At 67.1% G+C, this 26,356-nt stretch carries 19 protein-coding genes; 12 read left to right on the top strand and 7 right to left on the bottom strand.

Annotated features, from left to right (window positions below):
* The first annotated feature begins 161 nt into the window (after positions 1 to 161).
* From prpB to prpF, 4 genes are all read left to right on the top strand, one after another.
* Positions 162 to 1,052 carry a methylisocitrate lyase gene (gene prpB / locus BLU17_RS23485; protein WP_092002044.1) on the top strand — a complete coding sequence of 297 codons (891 nt, stop codon included), beginning with the start codon at positions 162 to 164 and terminating at the stop codon, positions 1,050 to 1,052.
* Between the two features lie 35 nt (positions 1,053 to 1,087).
* Positions 1,088 to 2,260 carry a bifunctional 2-methylcitrate synthase/citrate synthase gene (prpC, locus tag BLU17_RS23490; protein ID WP_092002047.1) on the top strand — a complete coding sequence of 391 codons (1,173 nt, stop codon included), beginning with the start codon at positions 1,088 to 1,090 and terminating at the stop codon, positions 2,258 to 2,260.
* 133 nt (positions 2,261 to 2,393) lie between these two features.
* Complete coding sequence (acnD, locus tag BLU17_RS23495; protein ID WP_218137042.1) at positions 2,394 to 4,991, top strand: Fe/S-dependent 2-methylisocitrate dehydratase AcnD; 2,598 nt, start codon at positions 2,394 to 2,396, stop codon at positions 4,989 to 4,991.
* A 59-nt stretch (positions 4,992 to 5,050) separates the two neighbouring features.
* The gene (gene prpF / locus BLU17_RS23500; protein ID WP_092002054.1) at positions 5,051 to 6,241 is read left to right on the top strand and encodes a 2-methylaconitate cis-trans isomerase PrpF; all 1,191 of its coding nucleotides are present in this window, start codon (positions 5,051 to 5,053) and stop codon (positions 6,239 to 6,241) included.
* 92 nt (positions 6,242 to 6,333) lie between these two features.
* Here prpF and BLU17_RS23505 read toward each other — a convergent pair whose 3' ends face one another.
* The gene (locus tag BLU17_RS23505) at positions 6,334 to 7,176 is read right to left on the bottom strand and encodes a peptidoglycan DD-metalloendopeptidase family protein (RefSeq protein ID WP_092002057.1); all 843 of its coding nucleotides are present in this window, start codon (positions 7,174 to 7,176) and stop codon (positions 6,334 to 6,336) included.
* Positions 7,177 to 7,847: 671 nt separating this feature from the next.
* Between BLU17_RS23505 and opgC the strand changes: the two genes are divergently transcribed.
* The gene (opgC, locus tag BLU17_RS23510) at positions 7,848 to 8,945 is read left to right on the top strand and encodes an OpgC domain-containing protein (RefSeq protein WP_092002263.1); all 1,098 of its coding nucleotides are present in this window, start codon (positions 7,848 to 7,850) and stop codon (positions 8,943 to 8,945) included.
* Between the two features lie 124 nt (positions 8,946 to 9,069).
* The gene (locus BLU17_RS23515; protein WP_092002060.1) at positions 9,070 to 9,924 is read left to right on the top strand and encodes an alpha/beta hydrolase; all 855 of its coding nucleotides are present in this window, start codon (positions 9,070 to 9,072) and stop codon (positions 9,922 to 9,924) included.
* 57 nt (positions 9,925 to 9,981) lie between these two features.
* Here BLU17_RS23515 and BLU17_RS23520 read toward each other — a convergent pair whose 3' ends face one another.
* Positions 9,982 to 11,049 carry an AI-2E family transporter gene (locus BLU17_RS23520; protein WP_092002063.1) on the bottom strand — a complete coding sequence of 356 codons (1,068 nt, stop codon included), beginning with the start codon at positions 11,047 to 11,049 and terminating at the stop codon, positions 9,982 to 9,984.
* A gap of 358 nt (positions 11,050 to 11,407) precedes the next feature.
* On the opposite strand from BLU17_RS23520, the gene BLU17_RS23525 reads away from it, so the two are divergent.
* Positions 11,408 to 11,698 carry a DUF3331 domain-containing protein gene (locus BLU17_RS23525; protein WP_092002265.1) on the top strand — a complete coding sequence of 97 codons (291 nt, stop codon included), beginning with the start codon at positions 11,408 to 11,410 and terminating at the stop codon, positions 11,696 to 11,698.
* A 162-nt stretch (positions 11,699 to 11,860) separates the two neighbouring features.
* On the opposite strand, the gene BLU17_RS23530 is transcribed toward BLU17_RS23525, so the two are convergent.
* Positions 11,861 to 12,370: a thioesterase family protein gene (locus BLU17_RS23530; RefSeq protein ID WP_245746997.1), complete on the bottom strand. Its 510-nt coding sequence runs from the start codon at positions 12,368 to 12,370 to the stop codon at positions 11,861 to 11,863.
* 199 nt (positions 12,371 to 12,569) lie between these two features.
* On the opposite strand from BLU17_RS23530, the gene BLU17_RS23535 reads away from it, so the two are divergent.
* Complete coding sequence (locus BLU17_RS23535; protein ID WP_092002066.1) at positions 12,570 to 15,149, top strand: adenosylcobalamin-dependent ribonucleoside-diphosphate reductase; 2,580 nt, start codon at positions 12,570 to 12,572, stop codon at positions 15,147 to 15,149.
* 10 nt (positions 15,150 to 15,159) lie between these two features.
* Here BLU17_RS23535 and BLU17_RS23540 read toward each other — a convergent pair whose 3' ends face one another.
* Positions 15,160 to 16,071 carry a LysR family transcriptional regulator gene (locus BLU17_RS23540; RefSeq protein ID WP_092002069.1) on the bottom strand — a complete coding sequence of 304 codons (912 nt, stop codon included), beginning with the start codon at positions 16,069 to 16,071 and terminating at the stop codon, positions 15,160 to 15,162.
* A 163-nt stretch (positions 16,072 to 16,234) separates the two neighbouring features.
* On the opposite strand from BLU17_RS23540, the gene BLU17_RS23545 reads away from it, so the two are divergent.
* The 3 genes from BLU17_RS23545 (at position 16,235) to BLU17_RS23555 (ending at position 20,633) form a co-directional block, all read left to right on the top strand.
* Positions 16,235 to 17,995 (top strand): acyl-CoA dehydrogenase family protein, encoded by a 1,761-nt coding sequence (locus tag BLU17_RS23545; protein WP_092002071.1) that lies wholly within the window; start codon positions 16,235 to 16,237, stop codon positions 17,993 to 17,995.
* An 11-nt stretch (positions 17,996 to 18,006) separates the two neighbouring features.
* On the top strand, positions 18,007 to 19,239 hold the full coding sequence (locus tag BLU17_RS23550; protein WP_092002075.1) for a CaiB/BaiF CoA transferase family protein: 1,233 nt from the start codon (positions 18,007 to 18,009) through the stop codon (positions 19,237 to 19,239).
* 77 nt (positions 19,240 to 19,316) lie between these two features.
* Complete coding sequence (locus tag BLU17_RS23555) at positions 19,317 to 20,633, top strand: MFS transporter (protein WP_092002078.1); 1,317 nt, start codon at positions 19,317 to 19,319, stop codon at positions 20,631 to 20,633.
* A gap of 40 nt (positions 20,634 to 20,673) precedes the next feature.
* Here BLU17_RS23555 and BLU17_RS23560 read toward each other — a convergent pair whose 3' ends face one another.
* The 3 genes from BLU17_RS23560 to BLU17_RS23570 all read right to left on the bottom strand — a co-directional run bounded on the left by BLU17_RS23560 (position 20,674) and on the right by BLU17_RS23570 (position 24,919).
* Positions 20,674 to 22,719, bottom strand: coding sequence for an EAL domain-containing protein (locus tag BLU17_RS23560; RefSeq protein ID WP_092002082.1), 2,046 nt, complete (start codon positions 22,717 to 22,719; stop codon positions 20,674 to 20,676).
* 223 nt (positions 22,720 to 22,942) lie between these two features.
* A complete protein-coding gene (locus tag BLU17_RS23565) occupies positions 22,943 to 23,875 on the bottom strand; it encodes a 2-hydroxyacid dehydrogenase (protein ID WP_092002085.1) in 933 nt (310 codons plus the stop codon).
* Positions 23,876 to 23,941: 66 nt separating this feature from the next.
* On the bottom strand, positions 23,942 to 24,919 hold the full coding sequence (locus tag BLU17_RS23570) for an AraC family transcriptional regulator (protein WP_092002088.1): 978 nt from the start codon (positions 24,917 to 24,919) through the stop codon (positions 23,942 to 23,944).
* 200 nt (positions 24,920 to 25,119) lie between these two features.
* On the opposite strand from BLU17_RS23570, the gene BLU17_RS23575 reads away from it, so the two are divergent.
* Positions 25,120 to 26,172, top strand: a complete 1,053-nt coding sequence (locus BLU17_RS23575; RefSeq protein WP_092002091.1) for an NAD(P)-dependent alcohol dehydrogenase — start codon at positions 25,120 to 25,122, stop codon at positions 26,170 to 26,172.
* The last annotated feature ends 184 nt before the right edge of the window (positions 26,173 to 26,356 follow it).

The following is a 26,356-nucleotide window of genomic DNA, read 5'->3' on the forward strand; positions in this document are numbered from 1 at the left end:
CGCGCGATGATTTCATTTTTGAAACTGCGATTTCATTCCGGAAATACGGGGGTGCAACAAACCCCGGAAAAACCGGCGCAAAATCAAGGCGTTAGCGAGGCCGAAGAGACCTGGCACGCTACCTGCAGTATGAACTGGCGACTCAATCGGAGACTTCACGCATGAACACCAAATCCCCCGCAAGCGCCGGCGCGAAATTCCGCGCCGCCGTCGCCGCCGAGCAACCGCTGCAGGTCGTCGGCGCCATCACCGCATATGCCGCCAAGCTCGCGCAGGCGACCGGCTTCAAGGCCGTTTATCTGTCGGGCGGCGGCGTGGCCGCCAACTCGCTCGGCGTACCGGATCTGGGCATCAGCACCATGGACGACGTGCTGATCGACGCACGCCGCATCACCGACGCCGTGGACATCCCCCTCATGGTCGACATCGACACCGGCTGGGGCGGCGCCTTCAACATCGCCCGCACGATCAAGTCGTTCATCAAGGCGGGCGTCGCGGCCGTGCACCTCGAAGACCAGGTGGGCCAGAAGCGCTGCGGCCATCGCCCGAACAAGGAAGTCGTCGCGACCGACGAAATGGTGGACCGCGTGAAAGCGGCCGTCGACGCGCGCACCGACGACCAGTTCGTCATCATGGCGCGCACCGATGCCGCCGCCGTGGAAGGCATCGACGCGGCGATCGAACGCGCGATGGCCTACGTGGAAGCGGGCGCGGACATGATCTTCCCCGAAGCGATGAAGACGCTCGACGACTACCGGCGTTTCCGCGCAGCCGTAAAGGTGCCGATCCTCGCGAACCTGACCGAATTCGGCTCGACGCCGCTCTTCACGACCGACGAACTGAAGAGCGCCAACGTGGACATCGCGCTCTACTGCTGCGGCGCGTATCGCGCGATGAACGCGGCCGCGCTGAACTTCTACGAGACCGTCAAGCGCGACGGCACGCAAAAGGCCGCCGTCTCCACGATGCAGACGCGCGAGGACCTCTACAAGTACCTCGGCTATCACGCGTACGAAGACAAGCTCGACGCGCTCTTCGCCGCGAAGAAGTAAATCCGTCCAGACACATACATAGAGAGGAAGACATCATGAGCGAAGCAGAAAACAGCACGCAATCCACAGCCGCAGGCGGTTTCAAGCCGAAGAAGTCCGTCGCGCTTTCGGGCGTGGCGGCGGGCAACACGGCGCTGTGCACCGTGGGCCGCACCGGCAACGACCTCCACTATCGCGGCTACGACATTCTCGATCTCGCCACGGCGTGCGAATTCGAAGAAGTCGCTTACCTGCTCGTGCACGGCAAGCTGCCGAACACGGCCGAACTGGCCGGCTACAAGGCGAAGCTGAAGGCGCTGCGCGGCCTGCCCGCCAACGTGAAGACGGCGCTCGAAGCGGTGCCCGCCTCGGCTCACCCGATGGACGTGATGCGCACCGGCGTCTCGGTGCTCGGCACCGTGCTGCCCGAAAAGGACGACCACAACCTGCCGGGCGCGCGCGACATCGCAGACCGCCTGATGGCCTCGCTCGGCTCGATGCTGCTGTACTGGTATCACTTTTCGCACAACGGCAAGCGCATCGAAGTGGAAACCGACGACGACTCGATCGGCGGCCACTTCCTGCATCTGCTGCACGGCCGCGCGCCGTCGAAGTCGTGGGTCGACGCGATGCACGTGTCGCTCAACCTGTACGCCGAGCACGAGTTCAACGCCTCGACGTTCACGGGCCGCGTGATCGCGGGCACGGGTTCGGACATCTACTCGGCCATCACGGGCGCCATCGGCGCGCTGCGCGGTCCGAAGCACGGCGGCGCGAACGAAGTGGCGTTCGAAATCCAGTCGCGCTATGAAAACGCCGACGACGCAGAAGCCGACATCCGCGCGCGCGTGGAAAAGAAGGAAGTCGTGATCGGCTTCGGTCACCCTGTCTACACGATCTCGGACCCGCGCAACAAGGTCATCAAGGAAATCGCGAAGAAGCTCTCGAAGGAGCAGTCGAACATGAAGCTGTTCGACATTGCCGAGCGCCTCGAATCGACGATGTGGGAAGTCAAGAAAATGTTCCCCAACCTCGACTGGTTCAGCGCCGTGTCGTATCACATGATGGGCATTCCCACCGCCATGTTCACGCCGATCTTCGTGATCGCGCGCACGGCGGGCTGGAGCGCGCACATCATCGAGCAACGCATCGACAACAAGATCATCCGCCCGAGCGCGAATTACACGGGTCCGGAGAATCTGAACTTCGTGCCGATCGGCAAGCGCTGATCGAAGCATGCCAGTCGTCCGGACGGAACATGACGTCCGGACGACTGGGAGTCGGCGGCGCGTGCGCGTAACGTGAGGGCATCGCTCACGGCGCACCCCGCCGCAACCCCACTACACCATGGGTCCCCAAGCCGTGAATACCGCCTACCGCAAGTCCCTCCCCGGCACCCGGCTCGATTACTTCGACGCGCGCGAAGCCGTCGAGGCCATCCAGCCCGGCGCCTACGACACGCTGCCTTACACCTCGCGCGTGCTCGCCGAAAACCTCGTGCGCCGCTGCGACCCGGCCACGCTCACCGCCTCGCTCAAGCAACTCATCGAGCGCAAGCGCGACCTCGACTTTCCGTGGTTTCCCGCGCGCGTGGTCTGCCACGACATCCTCGGGCAAACCGCGCTCGTCGATCTCGCGGGCCTGCGCGACGCCATTGCCGACCAGGGCGGCGACCCCGCCAAGGTCAACCCGGTCGTGCCGGTGCAACTGATCGTCGACCACTCGCTCGCCGTGGAATGCGGGGGCTTCGACCCGGACGCGTTCAGGAAGAACCGCGCGATCGAAGACCGCCGCAACGAGGACCGCTTCGACTTCATCAACTGGACGAAGAAAGCGTTCGAGAACGTCGACGTGATCCCGCCGGGCAACGGCATCATGCACCAGATCAATCTGGAGAAGATGTCGCCCGTGATCGGCGTCAGCGGCGGCGTGGCCTACCCCGACACCTGCGTGGGCACCGACAGCCACACGCCGCACGTCGACTCGCTCGGCGTGATCGCCGTCGGCGTGGGCGGCCTCGAAGCCGAGAACGTCATGCTCGGCCGCGCCTCGTGGATGCGCCTGCCCGACATCGTCGGCGTGGAACTCACGGGCAAGCGCCAGCCCGGCATCACGGCCACCGACGTCGTGCTCGCGCTCACCGAATTCCTGCGCAAGGAAAAGGTCGTGGGCGCATACCTCGAATTCCGCGGCCCCGGCGCGTCGAGCCTCACGCTCGGCGACCGCGCGACGATCTCGAACATGGCGCCCGAGTACGGCGCCACGGCCGCGATGTTCTTCATCGACGACCAGACGCTCGCCTATCTGCGCCTCACGGGCCGCGAGGAAGAGCAGGTGAAGCTCGTCGAGACCTATGCGAAGACGGCGGGCCTCTGGGCCGACACGCTCGCGCACGCGCAATACGAGCGCACGCTCACCTTCGATCTTTCGAGCGTCGTGCGCAATATGGCCGGCCCGTCGAATCCGCACAAGCGCCTGCCGACCTCGGCGCTGGCCGAACGCGGCATCGCGGGCAAGTGGGAAGACGTGCCGGGCCAGATGCCCGACGGCGCGGTCATCATCGCCGCCATCACGAGCTGCACGAACACGAGCAATCCGCGCAACGTGATCGCCGCCGCGCTGCTCGCGCGCAACGCGAACGCGCGCGGCCTCACGCGCAAGCCGTGGGTGAAAAGCTCGCTCGCGCCGGGATCGAAGGCCGTCGAACTCTATCTGGAAGACGCGAAGCTGCTGCCCGAACTCGAAAAGCTCGGCTTCGGCATCGTCGCGTTCGCGTGCACCACGTGCAACGGCATGTCGGGCGCGCTCGACCCGAAGATCCAGCAGGAGATCATCGACCGCGACCTGTACGCTACCGCCGTGCTGTCGGGCAACCGCAACTTCGACGGCCGCATCCACCCGTACGCGAAGCAGGCGTTCCTCGCCTCGCCGCCGCTCGTCGTCGCGTATGCGATTGCGGGCACGATCCGCTTCGACATCGAAAAGGATTCGCTCGGCACCGACCCGGACGGCAAGCCCGTGTACCTGAAGGACCTCTGGCCGACCGACGAGGAAATCGACGCCATCGTCGCGCAGAGCGTGAAGCCTGAGCAGTTCCGCAAGGTCTACGAGCCGATGTTCGCGGCCACCGCCGCGAGCGGCGAGACGACCGACCCGCTCTACGACTGGCGCCCGCAAAGCACCTACATCCGCCGCCCGCCGTACTGGGAAGGCGCGCTGGCCGGCGAGCGCACGCTCAAGGGCCTGCGCCCGCTCGCCGTGCTCGGCGACAACATCACGACCGACCACCTCTCGCCGTCGAACGCGATCCTGCCGAACAGCGCGGCCGGCGAATACCTGGCGAAGATGGGCCTGCCCGAAGAGGACTTCAACTCGTACGCGACGCACCGCGGCGACCACCTCACGGCGCAGCGCGCGACCTTCGCGAACCCCACGCTCATCAACGAGATGGCCGTGGTGGACGGCGCCGTGAAGAAGGGCTCGCTCACGCGCATCGAGCCGGAAGGCAAGGTCACGCGCATGTGGGAAGCCATCGAAACCTACATGGAACGCAAGCAGCCGCTCATCATCGTCGCGGGTGCGGATTACGGCCAGGGTTCGTCGCGCGACTGGGCGGCCAAGGGCGTGCGTCTCGCGGGCGTGGAGGCGATCGTGGCCGAAGGTTTCGAGCGCATTCACCGCACGAATCTGATCGGCATGGGCGTGCTGCCGCTGGAGTTCAAGGCGGGCACGAACCGCACCACGCTCGGCATCGACGGCACGGAAACCTATGACGTGACCGGCAAGCGCACGCCGCGCGCCGACCTCACGCTCGTGATCCACCGCAAGAACGGCGAACGCGTGGAAGTGCCGGTGACGTGCCGCCTCGACACGGCCGAAGAAGTCTCGATCTACGAAGCGGGCGGCGTGCTGCAGCGCTTCGCGCAGGACTTCCTCGAGTCGTCGAAGACGGCGGCCTAAACAGGAACGGGCGGCGCGGGGGTGACACCCACGCGCCGCCCTTCGCTTCAGGACAACACATGGCACACGTACCCCAGATCAAGATTCCCGCCACCTACATCCGCGGCGGCACCAGCAAAGGCGTGTTCTTTCGTCTGCAGGATCTGCCCGAGGCGGCGCAGCAGCCCGGCGCCGCGCGCGACAAGCTGCTCATGCGCGTGATCGGCAGCCCCGACCCGTACGGCAAGCAGATCGACGGCATGGGCGGCGCGACGTCCAGCACGAGCAAGACCGTGATCGTGGCGAAAAGCAGCAAGCCCGGCCACGACGTCGACTACCTGTTCGGCCAGGTCGCCATCGACAAAGCCTTCGTCGACTGGAGCGGCAACTGCGGCAACCTCTCGGCGGCCGTCGGTCCGTTCGCGATCAGCGGCGGCCTCGTCGATGCGAGCCGCGTGCCCGACAACGGCGTCGCCGTCGTGCGCATCTGGCAGGCCAATATCGGCAAGACCATCGTCGCGCACGTGCCGGTCACGAATGGCCAGGTGCAGGAAACCGGCGACTTCGAACTGGACGGCGTGACGTTCCCCGCCGCCGAAGTGCAGCTCGAGTTCATGGACCCCGCCGCCGAGGAAGAAGGCGCGGGCGGCGCGATGTTCCCCACGGGCCATCTCGTGGACGACCTCGAAGTGCCCGGCGTCGGCACGCTCAAGGCGACGATGATCAACGCGGGCATCCCGACGATCTTCGTGAACGCCGAGGCCATCGGCTATACCGGTACGGAACTGCAGGACGCGATCAACAGCGACGCCGAAGCGCTCAAGAAGTTCGAGACGATCCGCGCGTACGGCGCGCTGCGCATGGGCCTCATCAAAAACCTCGACGAGATCGCCACGCGCCAGCACACGCCGAAGATCGCGTTCGTGGCGAAGCCGCAGGCCTACACCGCATCGAGCGGCAAGCGCGTGGAAGCGGGCGACGTCGATCTGCTCGTGCGGGCGATGTCGATGGGCAAGCTCCATCACGCCATGATGGGCACGGCGGCCGTGGCAATTGGCACGGCGGCGGCCATTCCGGGCACGCTCGTGAATCTCGCGGCGGGCGGCGGCGAGCGCCAGGCGGTGCGCTTCGGCCACCCGTCGGGCACGCTGCGCGTGGGTGCCGAAGCGAGCCTCGAAAACGGCGAGTGGCTCGTCAAGAAGGCGATCATGAGCCGCAGCGCACGCGTGCTGATGGAAGGCTGGGTGCGAGTGCCGGGCGATTCTTTCTAGGCATCCCGAGCGCCACGCGTCAAACAAAACAAGGCCGCCCCGGCGCATCGCAGCGCCGGGGCGGCTTTTCGGCTTTCAGACGAGCAAAGCGCTCAGCTTTGCGGCGACGACGGCAAATACGGCATCGGATCCACCGGCTTGCCGTCGCGACGTACCTCGAACAGCACCGCCACGCGGTCGTTGTTTTCGCTGCCCATCTCGGCGATCTGCTGGCCCTGGTGCACGGTGTCGCCGGTCTTCACCAGCAAGCGACGGTTGTGCGAATAAGCTGTCAGGAAGTCCTTGTTGTGCTGGACGATGATCAGGCTGCCGTACTCGTTCAGGCCCATGCCCGCGTACATGACCTTGCCGTCGGCGGCGGCGATCACCGGGTCGCCGGCCTTGCCCGCGATCTCGATGCCGCGCGTCGCGCCCGGCGCGAATAGCTCGACCACACGGCCGTGCGCGGGCCATACGAGCGTGACGCTGTTCGCGTGGCGCGCCACCTCGGCGGCGACCTCGCGGCTTCCGGCTGCGTTCGCGGCCGAGTTCGCCGCGCCGCCGGCCTGCACGGCGATCGTCTGCTTCGAAACGAGCTTGATCGACTGGCCCGCACGCAAGTGGCCGTTCGGCTTCAGGTGATTCCAGGCGCTCAGGTCCTTGACCGAAGCGCCGTGCTTTTGCGCGATGCGCTGGAGCGTGTCGCCACGGCGCACCCGCACATACGTCGTTTTCGTGACCACACGCGTCACGGGCGCAGTCGCGACCGGTTGCTCGCTCGCGGCATTCGCGCCCGCGGCATCCGAAGATGGGCTGGCCGCTGCCGCCGTATCGGGCTCCGGCTGCTGTTGCTGCTGGCCCATATCGGCGCAGCCTCCCAGCAAGACCGCCATTGCCAGCACGGCCCAGAATCCCTTGAGACCGTTGGTGCGCTGACCGATCCGATCTTCGAACATAGCGTTACCTCCCTGGTGCTCGCGGCTGCGCGAACCCGCGAACAGAGGCCCCGGACGGTGTGCTGCGTATGCCGCGCTCCCGCTTCCCGAAGCCCGTCTCGCTTTCGGGCCGCGTCGATCCGCATCTAAATTGATTGCATTTCGAACGATAAACATCTAACGCACGCCATCGTCAACTTAACGAACGAACGTGCCATCTCAAAATCGATCCGGCATTGTAAAGCGCAATCCCCCTCGATCAGCCCAGGGACAACACTCTGATACAAATGTTAATTACGCGAATTCGTGCCCCATTAAAACGCTGAAAAGGGCGCAAAGAACGCTCTGCGCCGACCCGATCACGCCCCTTTCCGGCTTATCGGCATGCCTCACGGAAACTTGAAGCGCAGGCGTGCGCACTGAAAGCCATTTGAAATTGCGGTAGTATCGCCCCCGTCAAGCGCAAGCCCCGGCTTACGGGAACCCTTGCATATTCATCAGGTCTTTTCCTGGGCTTGTCATGCGGCCACTCCGGCGGCCGCTTCACGGTTCCAGCCCCGGCGACTCGCGAACTCCCCGAATTCTGATTTCCTGGTAGGCACCCCCAGCGTCCGCCCGTCCGGTCCATCGGCAGCATCGAGCTGCCTTGCATGCTTCATGCGCCCCGTGCCGGCCTGGCCTGCTGCTTCAACATGTCACAGTCATCCAAGCGTCTAGTCGAACTCGATTTCTTCCGCGGCCTCGTCCTGCTCATCATCGTCGTCGACCACATTGGCGGCAGCATCCTCTCGCGCGTCACGCTGCACGCCTACGCGCTGTGCGACGCCGCCGAAGTGTTCGTCTTCCTCGGCGGCTTCGCCACGGCCACCGCGTGGGCCGCGCTCTGCGCGCGCCGCACCGAGGCCGCTGCCCGGCAGCGCTTCATCAAGCGCGCATTCGAGATCTATCGGGCATTCGTCGTCACCGCCCTTTTGATGCTGCTCGTCACCGCGCTCCTCGTCGCGTGCAACGTGGACGCGCCCAATCTCGCCACCACCGATCTCGACGATCTCACGCTCGCGCCCGCCGCCGCGCTGCGCGACATCGTGCTGCTGCGCCGTCAGCCGTATCTGGCCGGCGTGCTGCCCATGTACGCCTGCTTCGCCCTTGCCGCCCCGCTCGCACTGCCGCTCGCCCGCGCGCGGCCGTGGCTGCTGCTGGCCGCGAGCCTCGCGCTCTGGGGCGTCGCACCGCACGCTGCGCCGTGGCTGCCGCACGTCGAAGACGTGCAATGGGACTTCAACCCGTTCAGCTGGCAACTCATGTTCGTACTGGGCGTGATCGCGCAGGCGCAGCCCGTGTTCCAGCGCGTGAGCGCGCACCGTCTCGGCTCGCTCGTCACGCTCGCCGCGCTCATGGTTGTGGCCGGCGCCGCCATCTATCGCCTGCAGCTCGGCAACGTCGTGCTCGACGGCGACTTCAAGCGCAACCTCGCGTGGTTCCGCGTGCTCAACTTCGCCGGCATCGGGTGGCTCGCGGCGCACGTCGTCCGCCTCGGCTGGGCGAAGCGGCTCGCGCTTGCGCTGCCGTGGGTGGGCCTCGTCGGACGCAAGGGGATGCTCGCGTTCGTGGCTGGCGCCGTGATTTCGCTCACGGTCGACTCGGTGCTCTACTGGTACACCGACGGCTATCTGGACGTGCCGGCCGGCCTCGTCGCCGACGCCGTGGCGATCGGCGCACTGTTGCTCGTCGTGCGCGCGTCCGACCCGCTCAGGCGACTGCTGCCCTCGCGCGCCAAAGCCTCCGCCTGATACGCACAGCGCGCCTCGCCGTCGCCTGCGCGCCACCGTGCGCAACGGCTTCCGGCGCGCACGGACGGCTGCTAGCATGATGACCCCGCGCCGCCGGCGCCCTCCTCGACCCGACGCACCTGCCATGCGCAGATTCCTTCGAACCGCGCTGCTCCCGCTCGCGCTCTCGTACGCGGCGCTCGTCACGCCGGCCGCGCCAGTTGCGGCGAGCACGATCGCGGTCCGCACGTTCCATGCGCGGGCGCTCAATCGCGACTGGCCCTACGTGGTGTACCTGCCGAACGGCTATCGCGCGGACCAGGGCCGCTATCCGGTGCTCTATCTCCTGCACGGCAACAACGGCGCGCCGATGGACTGGGTCACGCAGGGCCAGATCCAGACCACGGCCGATACGCTGATCGCCCGCCGCGAAATACCGCCCGTGGTCATCGTGATGCCGCAAGGCGGCACCGACTGGTATGTCGATCGCAAGGAAAAGATGGAGACGGCGTTCTTCCAGGACCTGCTGCCCGAAATCGAGACGCACTTCACGGTGGCCGAGGGTCGTGACGGACGCGCGATCGGCGGGGTGTCGATGGGCGGATTCGGCGCGCTGCGCTACACGCTGGAGCACCCGGACATGTTCTGCGGAACGCTGCTGCTCTCGCCCGCGGTCTACGCGGGCGACCCGCCGCCGAGTTCGGCGGCGCGCTCTGTGGGTGTGTTCGGCGATCACCAGTTCGACGCGCAAATCTGGCGCACGCTCAACTATCCGGCGCTCTGGCGGCCGTATTTCGCCCGGCCCTGGCGCGTGCCGTTCTTCATCGCCGCCGGCGACGACGACCTCGTAATCCAGGCCGAGGCGTCGCTGCTCTACACGCGGCTGCGCGAGGCGGGCAATCCGGCGGCGCTGCGCATCGTCGACGGCGGGCATGTGTGGCCGGTCTGGCGCGAGCTGCTGCCGGCCGCGCTCAAGTACACGCTCGCCTGCGTGCGCTGAGCGGGTCGCGAGGCGCGCCCGGCGCGGTCGGGCCGCCCCGCCTGCAACCGGAAACGCTCACTCGGCCCAGTTCGCCCAAAGCACCATCAGCACGGTCATGAGCGCCGGGCCGATGAAGATGCCGATGAGCCCGAAGGTCGTCGCCCCGCCCAGGATGCCGAACAGCACGAGCAGGAACGGCAGGCGCGTCGAATTGCCGATCAGCACGGGCCGCACGAAATGCTCGGCGACGAACACCACCACGACGCCCCAGACCGCGAGCACAGCGGCCGCGACCAGCGAGCCCTGGATGACGAGCCACAGCGCCGCGGCGCAGAACACAATGGGCGCGCAGAACGGCAACATGGCCGCGATGGCGGTGACGGTGCCGAGCAGCGCCGCGTGCGGCACGCCGGTCGCGATATACGCCGCAGCCAGCAGTATGCCCTCGCCCAGCCCGACGACCACGAGCCCCGTGACCGTCGCGCGCACGGCGGCGGCCATGCGCTGCAGCAGTTGCGCGCCGTCGGCGCCGAACGCACGGCGCGCGCCGCGCATTACCGTCGCGGAAAGGCGCGGGCCCGCCTGGAAGATCACGAACAACGTGACGAGCATGAAGCCGAACGTCATCGTGGCGTGGGCGGCGCGCGCGCCGAAGTGCCGCCCGAACGAGACGATGGTGTCGCCATGAAGGCTCTTCATCGCCGGGGAAGCTTTGAGCGGCTGGGCCAGGTTCGCCTGCCACCAGTCGCTCACCTGGCGGCTGCCCACAGGCAGGCGAGCAACGAAGTCGGGCACCGGCACGCCATTCTCCTGGGCGTCGTGCAACCAGAGGTAGAGCTCGTGCGCCTCGCCGCCGGCCCGGATCGCCGTGACCGCGATCGGCAACAGCACGAGCAACCCGACCGCGACCGTGAGCAACGTGGCGATCAGCGTCTTGCGGCCCCTGAACCACGCACGACGCTCGATCGCCTGATAGGCAGGCCACAGCACGATGGCGAACACGCTCGCCCATGCAATGGCGGGCAGGAACTCGCGCACGATCCACAGCGCCAGCAGCACGAGCGTGGCGAACAGCACCGCGGAAGCGGCGCGCTGGATTTTCTGTTCGTTTGCGGAGTTCGGAGCAGGCGGACGATGAATCATGTAACCTCGGGAAAATTCAAAAACAGGCGCTCGGATTGAGAGGCGCCGCAGTGCGGCAACGATGCCGCGCCGGCCAGCTTTTCTTCAGATCCCCATCCGCGCCGGCCGTTCCGTCCCTTCCTCGAAGGCCCCTCCAGGCGGCCGTTTTCGCTGCCTCCGATGTCTCGCCATGCACAACAGTGCGTTGCACAAATTCGAGATGTCGCACCCGATCGGCCGCAAACCCCCATTCCTTCGTGAATCGCAACGTCTCGCAGGGCAATTGTTGCCGATTATGGAATGGTGTTTCAACGGCGACACAATGGCACTTGTCAGCGCGCAGGACTACATTCGCGGCAACCCACTTTCGGAGCCGACAATGAAGAAAGAAGCGTGCCTCTCGCTTGACGGAGCCAACGGTGAGCGCATCGAAATACTCGAACAGACGGACACGGCGCTCGTGATCCGCTGGGTCGAACCGGGGCGCTGTCATTATGGCGAGCAGCGCTGGCGGCGCCGCTCGGCGCATTCGTCGGGCACCTGCGCCGTGTCGCGCCGCAAGATCCGCCGCGGCGACGCCGTGTTCAAGCCGGCCGAACGTCCTGCGCCGCTGAACGCCTCCGTGATGATCGCGGCCGAAGTGTTCGGCGACCTCATCGCAGCAGACTGAACGACCCCGCAACCCGACGCCGCCTCGCGAAGCCGACGACCCGGGACGAAAAGGGCCGCAAAGGCTCGGCGCAGTGTACCGAAGCCTTTGTGCGCCTGCACGCGCGACGGCGTTTGCGCCCGGAAGCCACACCCCCATCGCGCAGATTGTGCGCCCGGCGCCTCACCGGCCCGCGCGAGGCCCGAGGGCGATGACCCGCGCGGCATGGCGCGGCGTGAAGTCCGCCGACGCGGCGCATAACGCCGCCACGCGCGCGAGCACGTCGGCGTCGAAGGGCGCAGCGCGCGGGCCCGAGCGGTCCACATGCAACAACAGTTGCTCGCTCGCCGAAACGGGCACCGCGCCCTGACCGGCGAGGTCGTCGGCGAACATCTCCAGATACACGCGCACGCGCTTCGCATCGTGTTCGATCACCCGGACTTCGACGCGCACCGGCACGCCCTCCTTGATCTCGTGCAGATAGTTCAGGTGGGCCTCCAGCGTGTACATCGAGCGGCCGCGCGCCTCGCGCTGCGCCGCGTCGAGCCCGATGGCGTCGAGCAGCGCGTCGGTCGCGTAGCTGTAGATCAGCATGTAAAAGGCGTCGCGCAAGTGGCCGTTGTAATCGACCCACTCCGCGCGCACCGTGTCGCGGTAGATCACGGGCGCCGCCTGCGCCATCTCGTTCGTCATCCTCTCTCCTCGTTGCGAGCGCGCCTCTACGGGCGTAGCAGTGTAACCGCAGACCCGCACCCGGCGCCGCCATGTCCACACGCACCGTCTGCGCCCATGCGCCGCCGTGCACGCCGCCCGCCGCTGGGGTAAGGTTGAGCGATCGCGGCATCGCCGCCGCGCGTCAACCGCCGCCCGCGCGGCGCTTTCTGAGGCCGACATGGCAGAAAACACGCCCCCGCTCCCGTTTCCCCCGCAGCAGTTTTCGCTCGACGTGATGCTCGAAAAGTACGCGAAAGGCGACGAGCAGACCGCCGACGACATCTATCGCCGCGTCGCGCGCGGCGTCGCGCAGGTCGAGCCGCCCGAACTGCGCGCCGAGGTCGAGGCGCGTTTCGTCGACAACCTGCGCAACGGCGCGCTCGGCGCGGGCCGCATCATGAGCGCGGCGGGCGCCGGCATCGAAGCCACGTTGATCAACTGCTTCGTGCAGCCCGTGGGCGACAGCATCCAGGGCGTGGACGATCAGGGCCGCCCCGGCATCTACGTCGCGCTGCTGCAGGCCGCCGAGACCATGCGGCGCGGCGGCGGCGTCGGCTACAACTTTTCGGCCATCCGGCCGCGCGGCGCGTTCGTGAAATCGACGGGGTCGAGCGCCTCCGGCCCGTGCAGCTATATCGACGTGTTCGACGCCTCGTGCCGCACCGTGGAAAGCGCGGGCGCGCGGCGCGGCGCGCAGATGGCCGTGCTCGACTGCGATCACCCGGACCTGCCGGAATTCATCGAGGCCAAGCATTCGAAGGGACGCTGGAACAACTTCAACGTCTCGGTCGCGGTAACCGACGAATTCATGCGCGCCGTGGAAAACGACGCGCCCTGGCAACTCGTGCATCGCGCAGAACCGTCGCCCGCGCTGCGCGCCTCGGGCGACCTGCATCGCCGCGACGACGGCCTGTGGGTCTACACCGAAATGCGCGCCCGCGCGCTGTGGGACGCCATCATGCGCTCGACCTACGACGTCGCCGAGCCGGGCGTGGTGTTCATCTCGCGCATGAACGAGGACAACAACCTGCGCGCGATCGAAGCCATCCGCGCGACCAACCCGTGCGGCGAGCAGCCGTTGCCCGCCTATGGCTGCTGCAACCTCGGGCCGCTCGACCTCTCGCGCTTCGTGATCGAGCCGTTCGCGCAGTTGCGCGGCGGCGAACGCAAGAGCGCGGACTTCGACTGGAACGCGCTCGCCGAGCGCACGCGCACCCAGGTGCGCTTTCTCGACGACGTGCTCGACGCGACGCTCTGGCCGCTGGCCGAGCAGCAGGCGGAGGCGGCGGCCAAGCGGCGCATCGGCGTGGGCTTCACGGGGCTCGGCGACACGCTCGTGATGCTCGGCCTCCGCTACAACTCGCCCGAGGGCTGCGCATTCGGCGCGCGCGTGGGACGCACGATGCGCGACGCCGCCTATCGCGCCTCGGTCGAGCTCGCGCGCGAGCGCGGCGCGTTCCCGCTCTTCGACGCCGATACCTACCTCGAAGAAGGCACGTTCGCCTCGCGTCTGCCCGACGACCTCAAGGCTGAGATTCGCGCGCACGGCATCCGCAACAGCCATCTGCTGTCGATCGCGCCCACGGGCACCGTGAGCCTCGCATTCGCCGACAACGTGTCGAACGGCATCGAGCCCGCGTTCTCGTGGACCTATCAGCGCACGCGCCGCATGGCCGACGGCAGCCGCGAGACGTTCAATGTCGAGGACCACGCCTGGCGCGTATACCGCGAGCTGGGCGGCGACGTGAACGCGCTGCCCGCGTATTTCGTGAGCGCGCTGGAAATGAGCGCGCAGGAGCACGTGGCGATGATGGCGGCCGTGCAGCCCTATGTCGACACGTCGATATCGAAGACCGTCAACGTACCCGCCGATTATCCGTTCGAGGACTTCGAGAATCTCTATCTCGACGCATGGCAGCGCGGCCTTAAAGGTCTCGCGACCTACCGGCCGAACGAAACGCTCGGCGCGGTGCTGCAAACGCTGCCGCCGGTCGCGACGACGCCCGACGACGCGCTCGGCGACGCGCTGCTCGACCCGCTGCGCGTGGCGATCGACCATCGGCCCAAGGGCGAGCTGCCCGCGGTGATCGAGAAGATCGAGTACATCACGCAGACGGGCAAGGTGTCGCTCTATGTGGCCGTGTCGTTCCTCGAAGTGACGGGCCAGGTGGGCGGCGAACCCGTGACGATCGAGCGGCCCATCGAGTTCTTCATTCCCGTGGGCCAGCGCGACGAATCGCAGCAATGGATCACGGCGACCATGCGCTCGCTTTCGCTCGCGGCGCGCGGCGGGTTCGTCGCGCGCAATCTGCAGGACTTGCGCAAGGTCTCGTGGGACCGCGGCCAGGTGCGCTATGGCGAGACGCAGCGCCTGGATGGGCGTCGCATACCGCTGTGGCACGACTCGGAAGTCGCGGCCATCGCCTATGCGATCCAGCAGATCCTGCACCGTCGCGGCTTTCTCGACGCCGAGGGCCGCCAGGTGCCGTCGAGGCTGCTCGCGCAGCGGCGCGACGGCGCGCTTGCCTCACCGTTTGCCGGCGACGCCCAGACAGCTAGCGTGGACACGACGCGCCCCGCGCGGCATCACGGCGACCCGGTGCTGAAAAGCGACAACGCGCTGCCCGCCGACGCGCGGCACGCCGTTCCTCACGCGATGCTCGGCCGCAAGTGCGGCTCGTGCGGCGCAAATGCCGTAATCCGCAAGGACGGTTGCGACTTCTGCACGGCTTGCGGAGAAATCGGGTCTTGCGGTTGACGTTTCGACCTCATTTGCGAGGCGGGGCGGCGCCGGCCCCGCCTTCCTCGCGCCCCGCGAGACAAGACGCAAACCCCTGCGCCAGCGCATTGGCCTCGCCGGCGCGCACGAGCCTGAGCACCTGCGATTCGTAAGGATTGCTGGCCAATGGCCGGAACACCACGCGCGCGCCGCCGGCGGCCCCGAGCGCGGCCGGCACGAGCGCAATGCCCATGCCGAACTCCACCATCGTCACGACGGTTTGCCAGAGCCGCGCCTCGTGACGGATCTGCGGACTGAAGCCCGCCTCCACGCAAGTCGCGATGATCTGATCGTGATAGTGCGGCGACACCGAGCGCGGAAAGAGAATGAACGGCTCCCGCGCGAGCGTCGCGAGTTCGATGCGCCGCTTGCGTGCGAGCCGATGCCCCTCCGGCAAACAGCAAAGGAAGGGCTCGGAAAACAGCACATCCGACCGCACTTCCGCCGGGAAACGCCCCCAATGCGCAAAGCCAAGATCGATTTGCAAACGCTGCAGCGCCTGTACCTGCTCGGCGGTGTTCATTTCGCGCAGCACTACCTCTACGGCCGGATGATCGACTTCGAAACGCCGTACCGCCTCCGGCAGCCCGCGATAAAGCATCGAATTGACGAAGCCGATGCGCAACCGCCCCGCAAGCCCATGTGCGGAGCGCGCCGCGATGCACCGGACCTCCTCGGCCTGCTCCAGCAGCCGCCGCGCTTCTTCCAGCAATACATTGCCCGCATTCGTCAGCGCGACGGCCCGGTTCGTGCGCTCGAGCAACTGCACGCCTAGCTGCTCCTCGAACTTGCGGATATCGAAACTCAGCGCCGGCTGCGAAATGAAGAGCCGGCGTGCGGCGCGGCCGAAATGCAGTTCCTCGGCGACGGCCACGAAATAGCGCAGTTGCTTGAGCTCCATGGCGGGTCCTTCTGCCGGGTTATCGATAGATGGTGCTTATCGTACATGAGATCGGTTGTATTGGACCGTTATCGATGCCGCGCCTAAGCTACGCCGAATCGCACTGCCGCCCGCTCGCAAGAGCCGAGGCCGCAGGAACCAATCCAAACCGGAGACACCCCCGATGAGCGATCGTCCCGCCTTCGCCACAGCGGCTTGCGGCTCGGCTAACATTCCCGACAGCCGCGGCATCAACTTCTACACGAGCGACCCCGGTTTCGCGCCCCTTCTGCGCAGCTACCTCGGCGACGCCGCTTTCGGCGCGATCGAAACGCAACTCGTCGCGCTCGGCCAGCGCGCCTCGGACGAACTCGACGCGCTCGCCCTCGTCGCCGACAAGCATCCGCCCGCGCTCGAGCAGCGCACGCGCCGCGGCGAAGCGACCCAGCGCATCGCGAAGCATCCCGACTACGTCGCGCTCGAACGCGTCGCTTACGCGGAGCTCGGGCTCGCGGCCATGAGTCATCGCGAGAACGCGCCGGCGCCGCTCGTCAAATACGCGCTCACCTACCTGTTCGTGCAGGCGGAATTCGGCCTGTGCTGCCCGGTGAGCATGACCGACTCGCTCACGCGCACGCTGCGCCGCTTCGGTTCGCCCGAACTCATCGCGCGCTATTTGCCGGTGCTCGCCTCACAGGACTTCGACTCGCTCTATCAAGGCGCGATGTTCATGACGGAGCAGGCGGCCGGCTCCGACGTCGCGCGCATCGCCACGCGGGCGGTCCGCACGCAGGACAAACGCGGCGAGGACGTCTGGCGTCTCTACGGCGACAAGTGGTTCTGCTCGAACGCCGACGCCGATCTCGCGATGGTGCTCGCGCGCCCCGACGACGCGCCCCCCGGCATCAAGGGCCTCGCGCTCTTCCTGCTTCCGAAGACGCTGCCCGACGGCACGCGCAACACGTATCGCATCGTGCGCCTGAAGGACAAGCTCGGCAGCCGCTCGATGGCAAGCGGCGAGATCGTGCTGGAAGGCGCGCAGGCGTATCTGATCGGCGAAGTGGGCCGCGGCTTTCATCAGATGGCCGACATGATCAACATGTCACGGCTTTCGAACGGCGTGCGCGCGGCCGGTCTCATGCGCCGCGCGGTGACCGAGGCGCTGCACGTGGCGCGCAATCGCGAAGCCTTCGGCCGCAAGCTGATCGAAATGCCGTTGATGCAGCGCCAGTTGCTCAAGATGATGTTGCCCGCCGAGCAGGCGCGCTCGATGTTCATGCGCATCGCCATGCTGCTGGCGCGCGCCGATCAAGGCAATGAGATCGCGGCCAGGTGCGTGCGCATCCTCACGCCGCTCGTCAAGTTCCGCGCCTGCCGCGACGCCCGCCGCGTAACCGGCGACGCCATGGAGGTGCGCGGCGGCGCGGGCTATATCGAGGAATGGAGCGACCCGCGCCTCGTGCGCGACGCACACCTCGGCTCCATCTGGGAAGGCACGAGCAATATCGTTGCGCTCGACGTGGCGCGCGCGGCGAAACGGGAAGGCGCGCTCGACGCGCTCGCGCGGTACGTGCACGCGGAGCTAGACGAAAGCGGGCTGCCGGAAACGAGCGCGGCGCTGCTGGGCGGCGTGTTCGACCGCGCCGGCGAAGCGCTCACGAGCGTGGCCGAATGCGGCCGCGACGAATCGGTGCGCCAGGCCGCGAGCGCGCTTTATCACGCCACCACGGCGGCCTTCATGGCTTGCGAGGCGGCACGAATTTCTCGCAGCGACGCCGACTACCGCCGCCTCGCGCTCGCGCATCTGCTCGTGCGTCACAAGCTGCTTCCGCGCGATCCGCTAGCGTTGGACGAGCGCGATTCACACGCCGCAACGCTGCGCGCGCTCGTGGACGAGCGGGCGCTGCAACTGGATCAGGCCATGCAACTGATGCCCGCACGGTGAGGCCGCACACGATGAATATCATCAAGGATGCCGAATCGATCAAGGTGACCGGTGCGCTGCACGGCCTGCGCGTGATCGACCTGAGCCGCGTGCTCGGCGGCCCGTACTGCACCCAGGCGCTCGCCGACCACGGCGCCGAGGTCATCAAGCTCGAACCGCCCGACGGCGACGAAACGCGAGGCTGGGGCCCGCCCTTCGTCGGCCACACCGCCTCGTACTACGTGGGCGTAAACCGCAACAAGCGGGGCATCGCCGTCGATCTTTCGCGTGAAGAAGGCCGCGCGATTCTCTGGCAACTGCTCGAAGGCGCCGACGTGCTCGTCGAGAACTTCAAGCCCGGCACGCTCGCGCGCTGGGGAATGGATTACGAGCGCGACCTGCGCCCGCGTTTTCCGCGCCTGATTCATTGCGCGATTTCCGGCTTCGGCGCGGACGGCCCGCTCGGCGGTCTGCCCGGTTACGACGCCGTAATCCAGGCCATGGCGGGCCTCATGAGCGTGAACGGCGAGCACGACGGCCCCGCGCTGCGCATCGGCCTGCCGATCGTCGACATGGTCACGGGGCTAAACGCGCTCGCCGGCATTCTGCTCGCGCTCGCCGAACGCGAAAAAAGCGGCCTCGGGCAGTCGGTGGACATCGCGCTCTACGATTGCGGGGTGTCGCTGCTGCACCCGCATCTGCCGAACTATTTCGGCAACGGGCGCACGCCGCAGCGCAGCGGCAACGCGCACCCGAACATCGCGCCCTACGACAGCTACGCCACGGGCGGCGCGCCCATCTTCCTCGCCGTCGGCAACGACCGGCAGTTCGCCAAGCTCTGCGCGCACCTGGGCGTGCCCGATCTCGCCGCCGACCCGCGCTTCGCCGACAATCGCAGCCGCTGCGCGCACCGGCCCGAACTCAAGGCAGCGCTCGAAGCACGGCTCGCCGCGTACGACTGCGAGCCGCTCGCGCGCGACCTGATCCAGGCCGGCGTGCCGTGCGGTCCGGTGCAGACCGTCGATGCCGTAGCGGCGCATCCCCATACGCGGCACCGCCGCATGATCGTCGAGATGGAAGGCTATCGCGGCACCGGCGCGCCCGTGAAGCTCTCGCGAACGCCGCCGACCTATCGCACGCGCCCGCCCGCACTCGGCGCCGACACGCGCGCGGTCATGGACGCACTCGGCATCGACGCCGCGACCCAGCAGCGGCTTTTTGAAGCCGGCATCGTCAAGGATACCGAAACGAGTGTAAGCGCATAGCGTTTCATCAAACCGCAACGTAACACCGGAATACAGACCGGCCCAAGCCGGCTCAACCCGAGATCAAGGAGACACGCATGACCAGCCAAACCGGCACCGCCGCGCGCCAGCCCGCCCGCGCCTCGCTCGCCGCCTTCGTCGGCACCACGATCGAGTGGTACGATTTTTATATCTATGCGACCGCTTCGGCGCTCATTTTCGGCAAGCTGTTCTTCCCTTCCCATGAGCCGTTCTACAGCACGCTCGCTTCGTTCGGCACCTTCGCCGTGGGCTTTTTCGCACGACCCTTCGGCGGCCTTGTGTTCGGGCATCTGGGCGACCGTATCGGCCGCAAAAAGGCGCTCGTCGCCACGCTTTTGATCATGGGCGTCGGCACCGTCGGCATCGGATTCCTGCCGACCTACGCGAGCGCGGGAGCGCTCGCGCCTGCGCTCCTCGTGCTGCTGCGCATCGCCCAGGGCATTGCGATTGGCGGCGAATGGGGCGGCGCGGTGCTGATGGCGGGGGAGCATGCTCCGAAAGAAAAACGCACCTTCCTCGCCTCCTTCGCGCAGCTTGGCAGCCCTGCGGGACTGATTCTCGCGTTGCTCGCGTTTCGCAGCGTCGCGCACCTTGACCAGGACGCGCTCTTTTCCTGGGGCTGGCGCTTGCCGTTCATCGCGAGCGCGGTGCTGCTCGTGGTGGGCCTGCTGATCCGCTCGGGCGTGAACGAGTCGCCCGAATTCGAAGCCATCAGAACACAGCGCCGCACCGCTTCGATGCCGATTCTCGAAGTGCTGCGCGACTCGTGGCGCGTAGTGCTGCTGTGCCTCGGCGCGAACGTGATCGGCGTGGCGGGCGCGTGGTTCGTCAACACTTTCATGCTGAACTACACGACGCAGACCCTCGGGCTCGACCGCGGCCTGATTCTCGACTGCCTGTTCGTCGTCGCGTTCATCCAGCTGTTCACGCAGCTCTTTTCCGGCTGGTTCGCGCAGCGTGTGGGCGCGGGTCGCTTCCTCGTCGTCGCGGCCGCGCTCGCGATGATCTCGCCTTACCCGATGTTCGTGCTCGTTTCGACGGGGCGACCGGTAGCGATCGTGGTTGGCATTGCGATCGCGGTGATGTGCATGTGCAGTTCCTACGCGGTCATGGCGGGCTTCATGACGAATGCGTTCCCGGTGCGCGTGCGGTATTCCGCTATTTCGGTTTCCTATCAATGTTGCGCGGCGCTTGCCGGTGGTCTCACGCCGCTAATCGGCACGCTGCTCGCGCACGACTACCCCGGCGCGTGGTGGCCGCTCGCGCTGTTCTATAGCGCCCTCGCGGCCATCTCGCTCGTCTGTATCGCCGTCCTGCAGCGCAAGCAGTCGTCGGCCACGCAAGCCGATGTCGCATTGGCGTTGCCGGAATAGCGCTGGCGCGTAGGGGCGAGCGGCGCTCTGCCGCCCGCCCCTACGCGGTCGCGGCGATGGCCTCGATCAGCCCGCGCAGCGCATTGCGCCATGCTTCGCTGTTGGGGCCTTCGGTCAACAGCGCACCCACAACCTCTCGACGCAACGCGTCGCGCTGCTGTCCGGCGGGCAGGATGCCGTCCAGTCCGGACAGCGATTGCGCGATCGGGACACTGTCGCCTTCGCCGGCGTCCCGCGTCAACGCGTGCAGTACCTCTTGCGCCGCCTCGGGAACGGCGGCGATCATGAGCATGCGCTCTTCCCAGATCAGGAAGCGCGCAAGACGTGCAAGCAGGCTCTCGTCCCAAGGGTCGCGTTCGGCATTCGCAAGCGCCAGAAACGGCGGCGTCCGGTCGAGCCATTCGAGCAGGCGCGCGCCTTCCATCGGCTTCGCAATGCAATAGCCCTGCGCGCCATCCACGCCGAGAATGGCGAGCGCATGGAGCAGGTCGAGCGTGTCGATGCCTTCGGCGAGCACGAGCCTGCCCAGCGAATGCCCGAGGCGCGTCAACTGGTAGATCACGCGGAGCGTGTCCAACGCGTCGCGGCCGCTCACCTTCACCATCTCGCGGTCGAACTTGATCCAGTCGAACGGCAGCTCGCGCAGGCGCGCGAGGCCGCTATGCCCCGCGCCGAGATCGTCCTGAGCGAGCAGTACGCCGAGGCCACGAAACTTCGCGAGAATCGCGCGCCGCCCATGGCTCAGCGAAAATGATTCGTTCTCCAGAACTTCCAGCGTGAGCTTGGCCGGCGGACAAGCGTGCGCCGCAAGCGCGGTGCGGGTGGCCTCGAAATAGCGGATGTCGTTTAGCGCCGCCGGCGGCAGATTGATCGACACCTCCAGTTGGTGGCCCTCGGCGCACCAGCGCGTGCGGTCCGCGAGCGCCTCGTCGATGCCGCGCGTGAACAACGCCAGCAGATCGTCAGAGGCAAGCGCCGAGAGAAACTCGTCGGGCACCAGAAGGCGCTCGCCGTCGCGCAGGCGCGCCAGCGCTTCCACCTTGACGGTCTTGCCCGTCGCGAGATCGATCAGCGGCTGATAGTGCATTTCCAGCGCGCCGGTACGCACGAGCGCCGCCCGGTGCTGCCGCACGCTTACCGGCACTGCGGCGCTCATGCCGTCGTGGGCCGGAATGCGCGTCGCGGCGCACCCCAGCAACGTCTGCAGGAGGTCGACAAAGGCCACCTGATCCGGCCCGACGAAGCCGCCCGGAAACGCACTGTACAGACTCAGCACGGCGAGCGGCGGCTGGCCGGGCGCCGCCAGCGGAATCGCCACCGCCGAGCGCACGCCCTCGCGCGCCGCGAGACCGCGCCAGGCCGCGACCAGCGGATCGGTCTGGTAGTTGACCACGCGCTCGGGCTTGCCGCTGCGCCACGCGCGCCCGATGGCCCCCTGCCCCTGCGGATGATCGGCGCGCACGCTGATTTCCTGGTCGTGCGCGGTGAGCACGTTCAGCATGCTGCCTGTCTTGCCGCCCGTGCCTGCCTCGAAGTGAAAGATGCCGGCTTCGTCGGGGCGGCCGATGGCGCAGGCCGCGACTTCGTCGTGCGCCGCCAGCGTTGCGATCACCTGGTCGATGAAATTCGTGTAGCTGCCCGCTTCCCACACGAGGCGCGTGATGCGCAACAGCGCTTCCTGCTGCGAATCCTGCACGCGCTGATAGGCCTTCAGTTGCCACGCGAGATCGGAGGTGAGCCGGCGCGCGTAAAGTGAGAGTTGCTGCGCGCTCACGGCGCGGCCGACCGCCGCGTACAGCAGTTCCTGAAGAATGCCGCGGCTGCGCACGAGCTCTTCCTTGTCGAGCCCGACGATTGCATGGATGCGGCCGATACGCTGCGCCATTTCCGCTTGATCGTGCGCGGTCAGGCGAAGATCGGCGAGCGCGAGGAGGTTCTCGATCTGGCGCGCCTTCAAATGCGCGAGTTCCACGCCCGAGAGCATTTCGAGAATGCGACGGGACTTGGGCAGACGGCCCAGCTCCTCGTAAAAGCGGTTCACCACGTGGGCTGCATGCGCATGCAGCGCCCCGATCAGCGTATCCATTTTCGAGCCCTCGAAATCCCCGCCTGGTTTTCGTGCTCATGTGTGGAGGGCACGCTCTCGCGCCAGGTTCATGGCCGTTCTCGCCGTTCGCAGCCGCGCCAGCGGCGACTCTCGCTCGCATAGACCGGATGATACGGCATGCGCCGACGTCCCCCTTGCGCGGTGGCAGACACAAAACGGCAATGAAGTTGGCCGTGACCGCCGAAAAGACGACGGCGCGCGTTCAAAGCGGCGTGAGCAACGCCTCGCCCGCGAAATGCCGCGCCGCGTTTTCGGCGAAATGCCGCACCGTGGCCGCGCGCACGTCGGGCGACGAGCCAGCCACATGCGGCGTGAGCACGACGTTGTCGAGCCCGATGAGCGCGGCGGGCGGCTGCGGCTCGCCTTCGTACACGTCGAGTCCCGCGCCGCCCAGCGCGCCGTTCTTCAGCGCCACCGCGAGCGCGGCCGTGTCGACCACACTGCCGCGCGATATGTTGACGAGAAAGCCCTGCGGCCCGAGCGCGTCGATCACGGCGCGATCGATCAGATGCTTCGTCTGTGCGCCGCCCGGCGTCGCGATGACGAGAAAATCGCTCCACTGCGCGAGCGTCAGCACGCTCTCGAAATAGCGCGCCAGCGCGTCTTCGCGCGGCTGGCGGTTGTGATAGCCGAGCTCCATGCCGAAGCCCGCCGCGCGCCGCGCCACCTTCTCGCCGATGTGCCCGTAGCCGACAATTCCGAGCCTGCGTCCCGTCACCGTCGGGCGCATCGGCAGCGCATCGCGCCAGACGCCCGTCCGGCACGCCGCGTCGAACTGCGGCACCGCGCGCACCGCGGCGAGCAGCAGCGCGAGCGCATGATCGGCCACGCAATCGGCGTTGACGCCCGCGCCGTTGCACAGCGCGATGCCGCGCTCGCGCGCGTAGTCGAGCGCGAGATTTTCGTAGCCCGCGCCGAGCGCGCCAGCGAGCTCGAGCGCGGGCAAGCCATCGATTTCTTCGGCAGTGAGGCCGGTCGTGCCGTTCGTGAGGACGACGCGCACGTCCTTGCCGCGCCGCGCGAGCGCTTGCGCACGCGCATCCGGATCGGGCGCGTAAATGACCTCGAACCGCCCGTCGAGTTCGGTGCGGTCGCTTTCGGTCAGCGGGATCAGGACCAGCAGGCACGGCTTCATGGCGTTGTCATCCTCCGGTCATTGCTTCGACGTACGAAGCGGGCGCCGCAGCGGGCGCGGGAAACATCACACTGCCGTCACGTAGCGCGGCGCAACGGTCTCCACCCGCGGCGCGGCTGCCTGCGCGGCGGCGCGTGCGCGGCGCATTTCGTCGGCGGGGCTCATGCCGAACAGGCGCTTGAACTCGCGGCTGAACTGCGACGCGCTTTCATAACCCACGCGGGTTGCCGCCGCGCTCACGTTCATGCCGTCGTGCGTGATGAGGAGGCGCGCATGATGCAGGCGCGTAGTCTTCACGTACTGCATCGGCGATGTCGAGGTGACGGCCTTGAAGTGCGCATGAAAGACGGCAAGGCTCATGCCCGCTTCGGAAGCGAGCGTTTCGACGTCGAGGTCGCCGTGGTAGTCGGTGTGAATGCGCCGCAGCGCCTTCGCAATACGCCCGAATTGATGCTGATGCGTGAGCGCCGCGCGGATCGCGTCGCCCTGCTCGCCCATGAGCACGCGATAACAGATCTCGCGCACGATCGACGGCCCGAGTATGCGCGCCTCATAAGGCTGCGCGAGCGCTTCGAGCAGCCGCAGCACGGCGTTCGAGAGCGTTGCGTCGAGCGGCGTGGCGTAGATGCCCGACGGCTCGGACACGGCGCGGCGCGGGTCGTCGAGCGCCATGAGCAGCTCGGCGACCGTCGTGAGATCGATGCGGATCGATATCGCGAGGATCGGCTTCTCCGGGCTCGCCTCGGTTTCGCACTCGAAGGGCATCGGCACGGAAAGGACCAGATATTGCTGCGCGTCGTAAATGAACACCTGGTCGCCGAGAAAGCCGCGCTTGCGCCCCTGGCAAACAATGAAGATGCTCGGCTCGTACATGACGGGCTGGCGCGGATGGCTTTCGCTCCCGCGAAAGAGCCGCACGCCTTCGATCGGCGTGGCGTGCACGCCGTCGCGCTGCGTGATCTGCATGAGCAGGTCGACCGTGCGGGCCTGGGCGGCGGCCGCCGGCGCTATGGCCGGCGCCGCAAGGGTTTTGACGTAGACCATTGCGGTTGTACCCCAAAAGAATGGATCAGGCAGAGAAACAGGCTTGCCAATCTATCACCGAACCCGCAGCCGTGCGGCGCGCCAGGAGAATCAGGCAAGTCTTCGATAGATTCAGGTATTCCCTGGGTGGGCCCCGATCCTTACGATGGGAACCCTGCCGCAACACCCATGCAAGACCCCTGCACCATAGGAGCCAACCCATGTACCCAACTTACGGATATGCCGCCCGCGACGCCGCTTCGCCGCTCGCCCCGTTCGAATTCCAGCGCCGCGATCTGCGCGAGCTCGACATCCGTATCGACGTGCTGTTCTGCGGCGTGTGCCACTCCGACCTGCATCAGGCGCGCAACGAGTGGCGCAACACGATGTACCCCGTCGTGCCGGGCCACGAGATCGTCGGCCGCGTCGCCGAAGTCGGCAAGGGCGTGACGAAGTACAAGGTGGGCGAGCTGGTCGGAGTGGGCTGTCTCGTCGATTCGTGCCGTACCTGCCCGAGCTGCGCCGAAGGCCTCGAACAGTATTGCGAGAACGGCTTCGTCGGCACCTATAACGGCAACGACCGCGTGAGCGGCGACGTCACCTACGGCGGCTACTCCACGCAGCTCGTGGTGGACGAAGCCTTCGTGCTGCGCGTGCCCGAAAACCTCGATGCGGCCGCGGCCGCCCCGCTGCTGTGCGCGGGCATCACGACGTATTCGCCGCTGCGCACGTGGGGCGCGGGCCCCGGCAAGAAGGTGGGCATCGTGGGCCTTGGCGGCCTCGGTCACATGGGCGTGAAGCTCGCGCATGCCATGGGCGCGCACGTGGTGCTGTTCACCACGTCGCCTTCGAAGATCGAGGACGGCAAGCGCCTCGGCGCCGACGAAGTCGTGATCTCGAAGGACCCCGAGCAGATGAAGGCGCACGCCAACAGCTTCGATCTGATCGTCAACACGGTGGCCGCGCAGCACGACCTCAATCCGTTCATCGAGCTGCTGCGCCGCGACGGCACGATGACGCTGGTGGGCGCGCCCGAGCACGATCACCCGTCGCCGCAAGTGTTCAACCTGATCTTCAAGCGCCGGCGTCTCGCGGGCTCGCTGATCGGCGGCATTGCGCAAACGCAGGAAATGCTGGACTTCTGCGGCAAGCATGGCATTACGTCGGACATCGAAATGATCACGATGCAGGACATCAACAACGCCTACGAGCGCATGCTCAAGAGCGACGTGAAGTACCGCTTCGTGATCGATCTCGATTCGCTGCGCAAATAAGCGGCCCCGCATTCCGACCGCACGCCCTGCCCCGCCGGGTCGTCCGTTCCGGACGGCCCGCCAGCCCTTCCGCTTCGAGGCCTCTTTTTTCGGCCTTGCGTAGTCGAGCCGGCGCCATGTGCGCCGCCACACAACTGTCATCGACGTTTGACTGCCGCGCGTCGCTTTCCGCGAGACGCCGGCG

The sequence above is a fragment of the Paraburkholderia lycopersici genome (genome assembly GCF_900096975.1).
GTDB lineage: Bacteria > Pseudomonadota > Gammaproteobacteria > Burkholderiales > Burkholderiaceae > Paraburkholderia > Paraburkholderia lycopersici.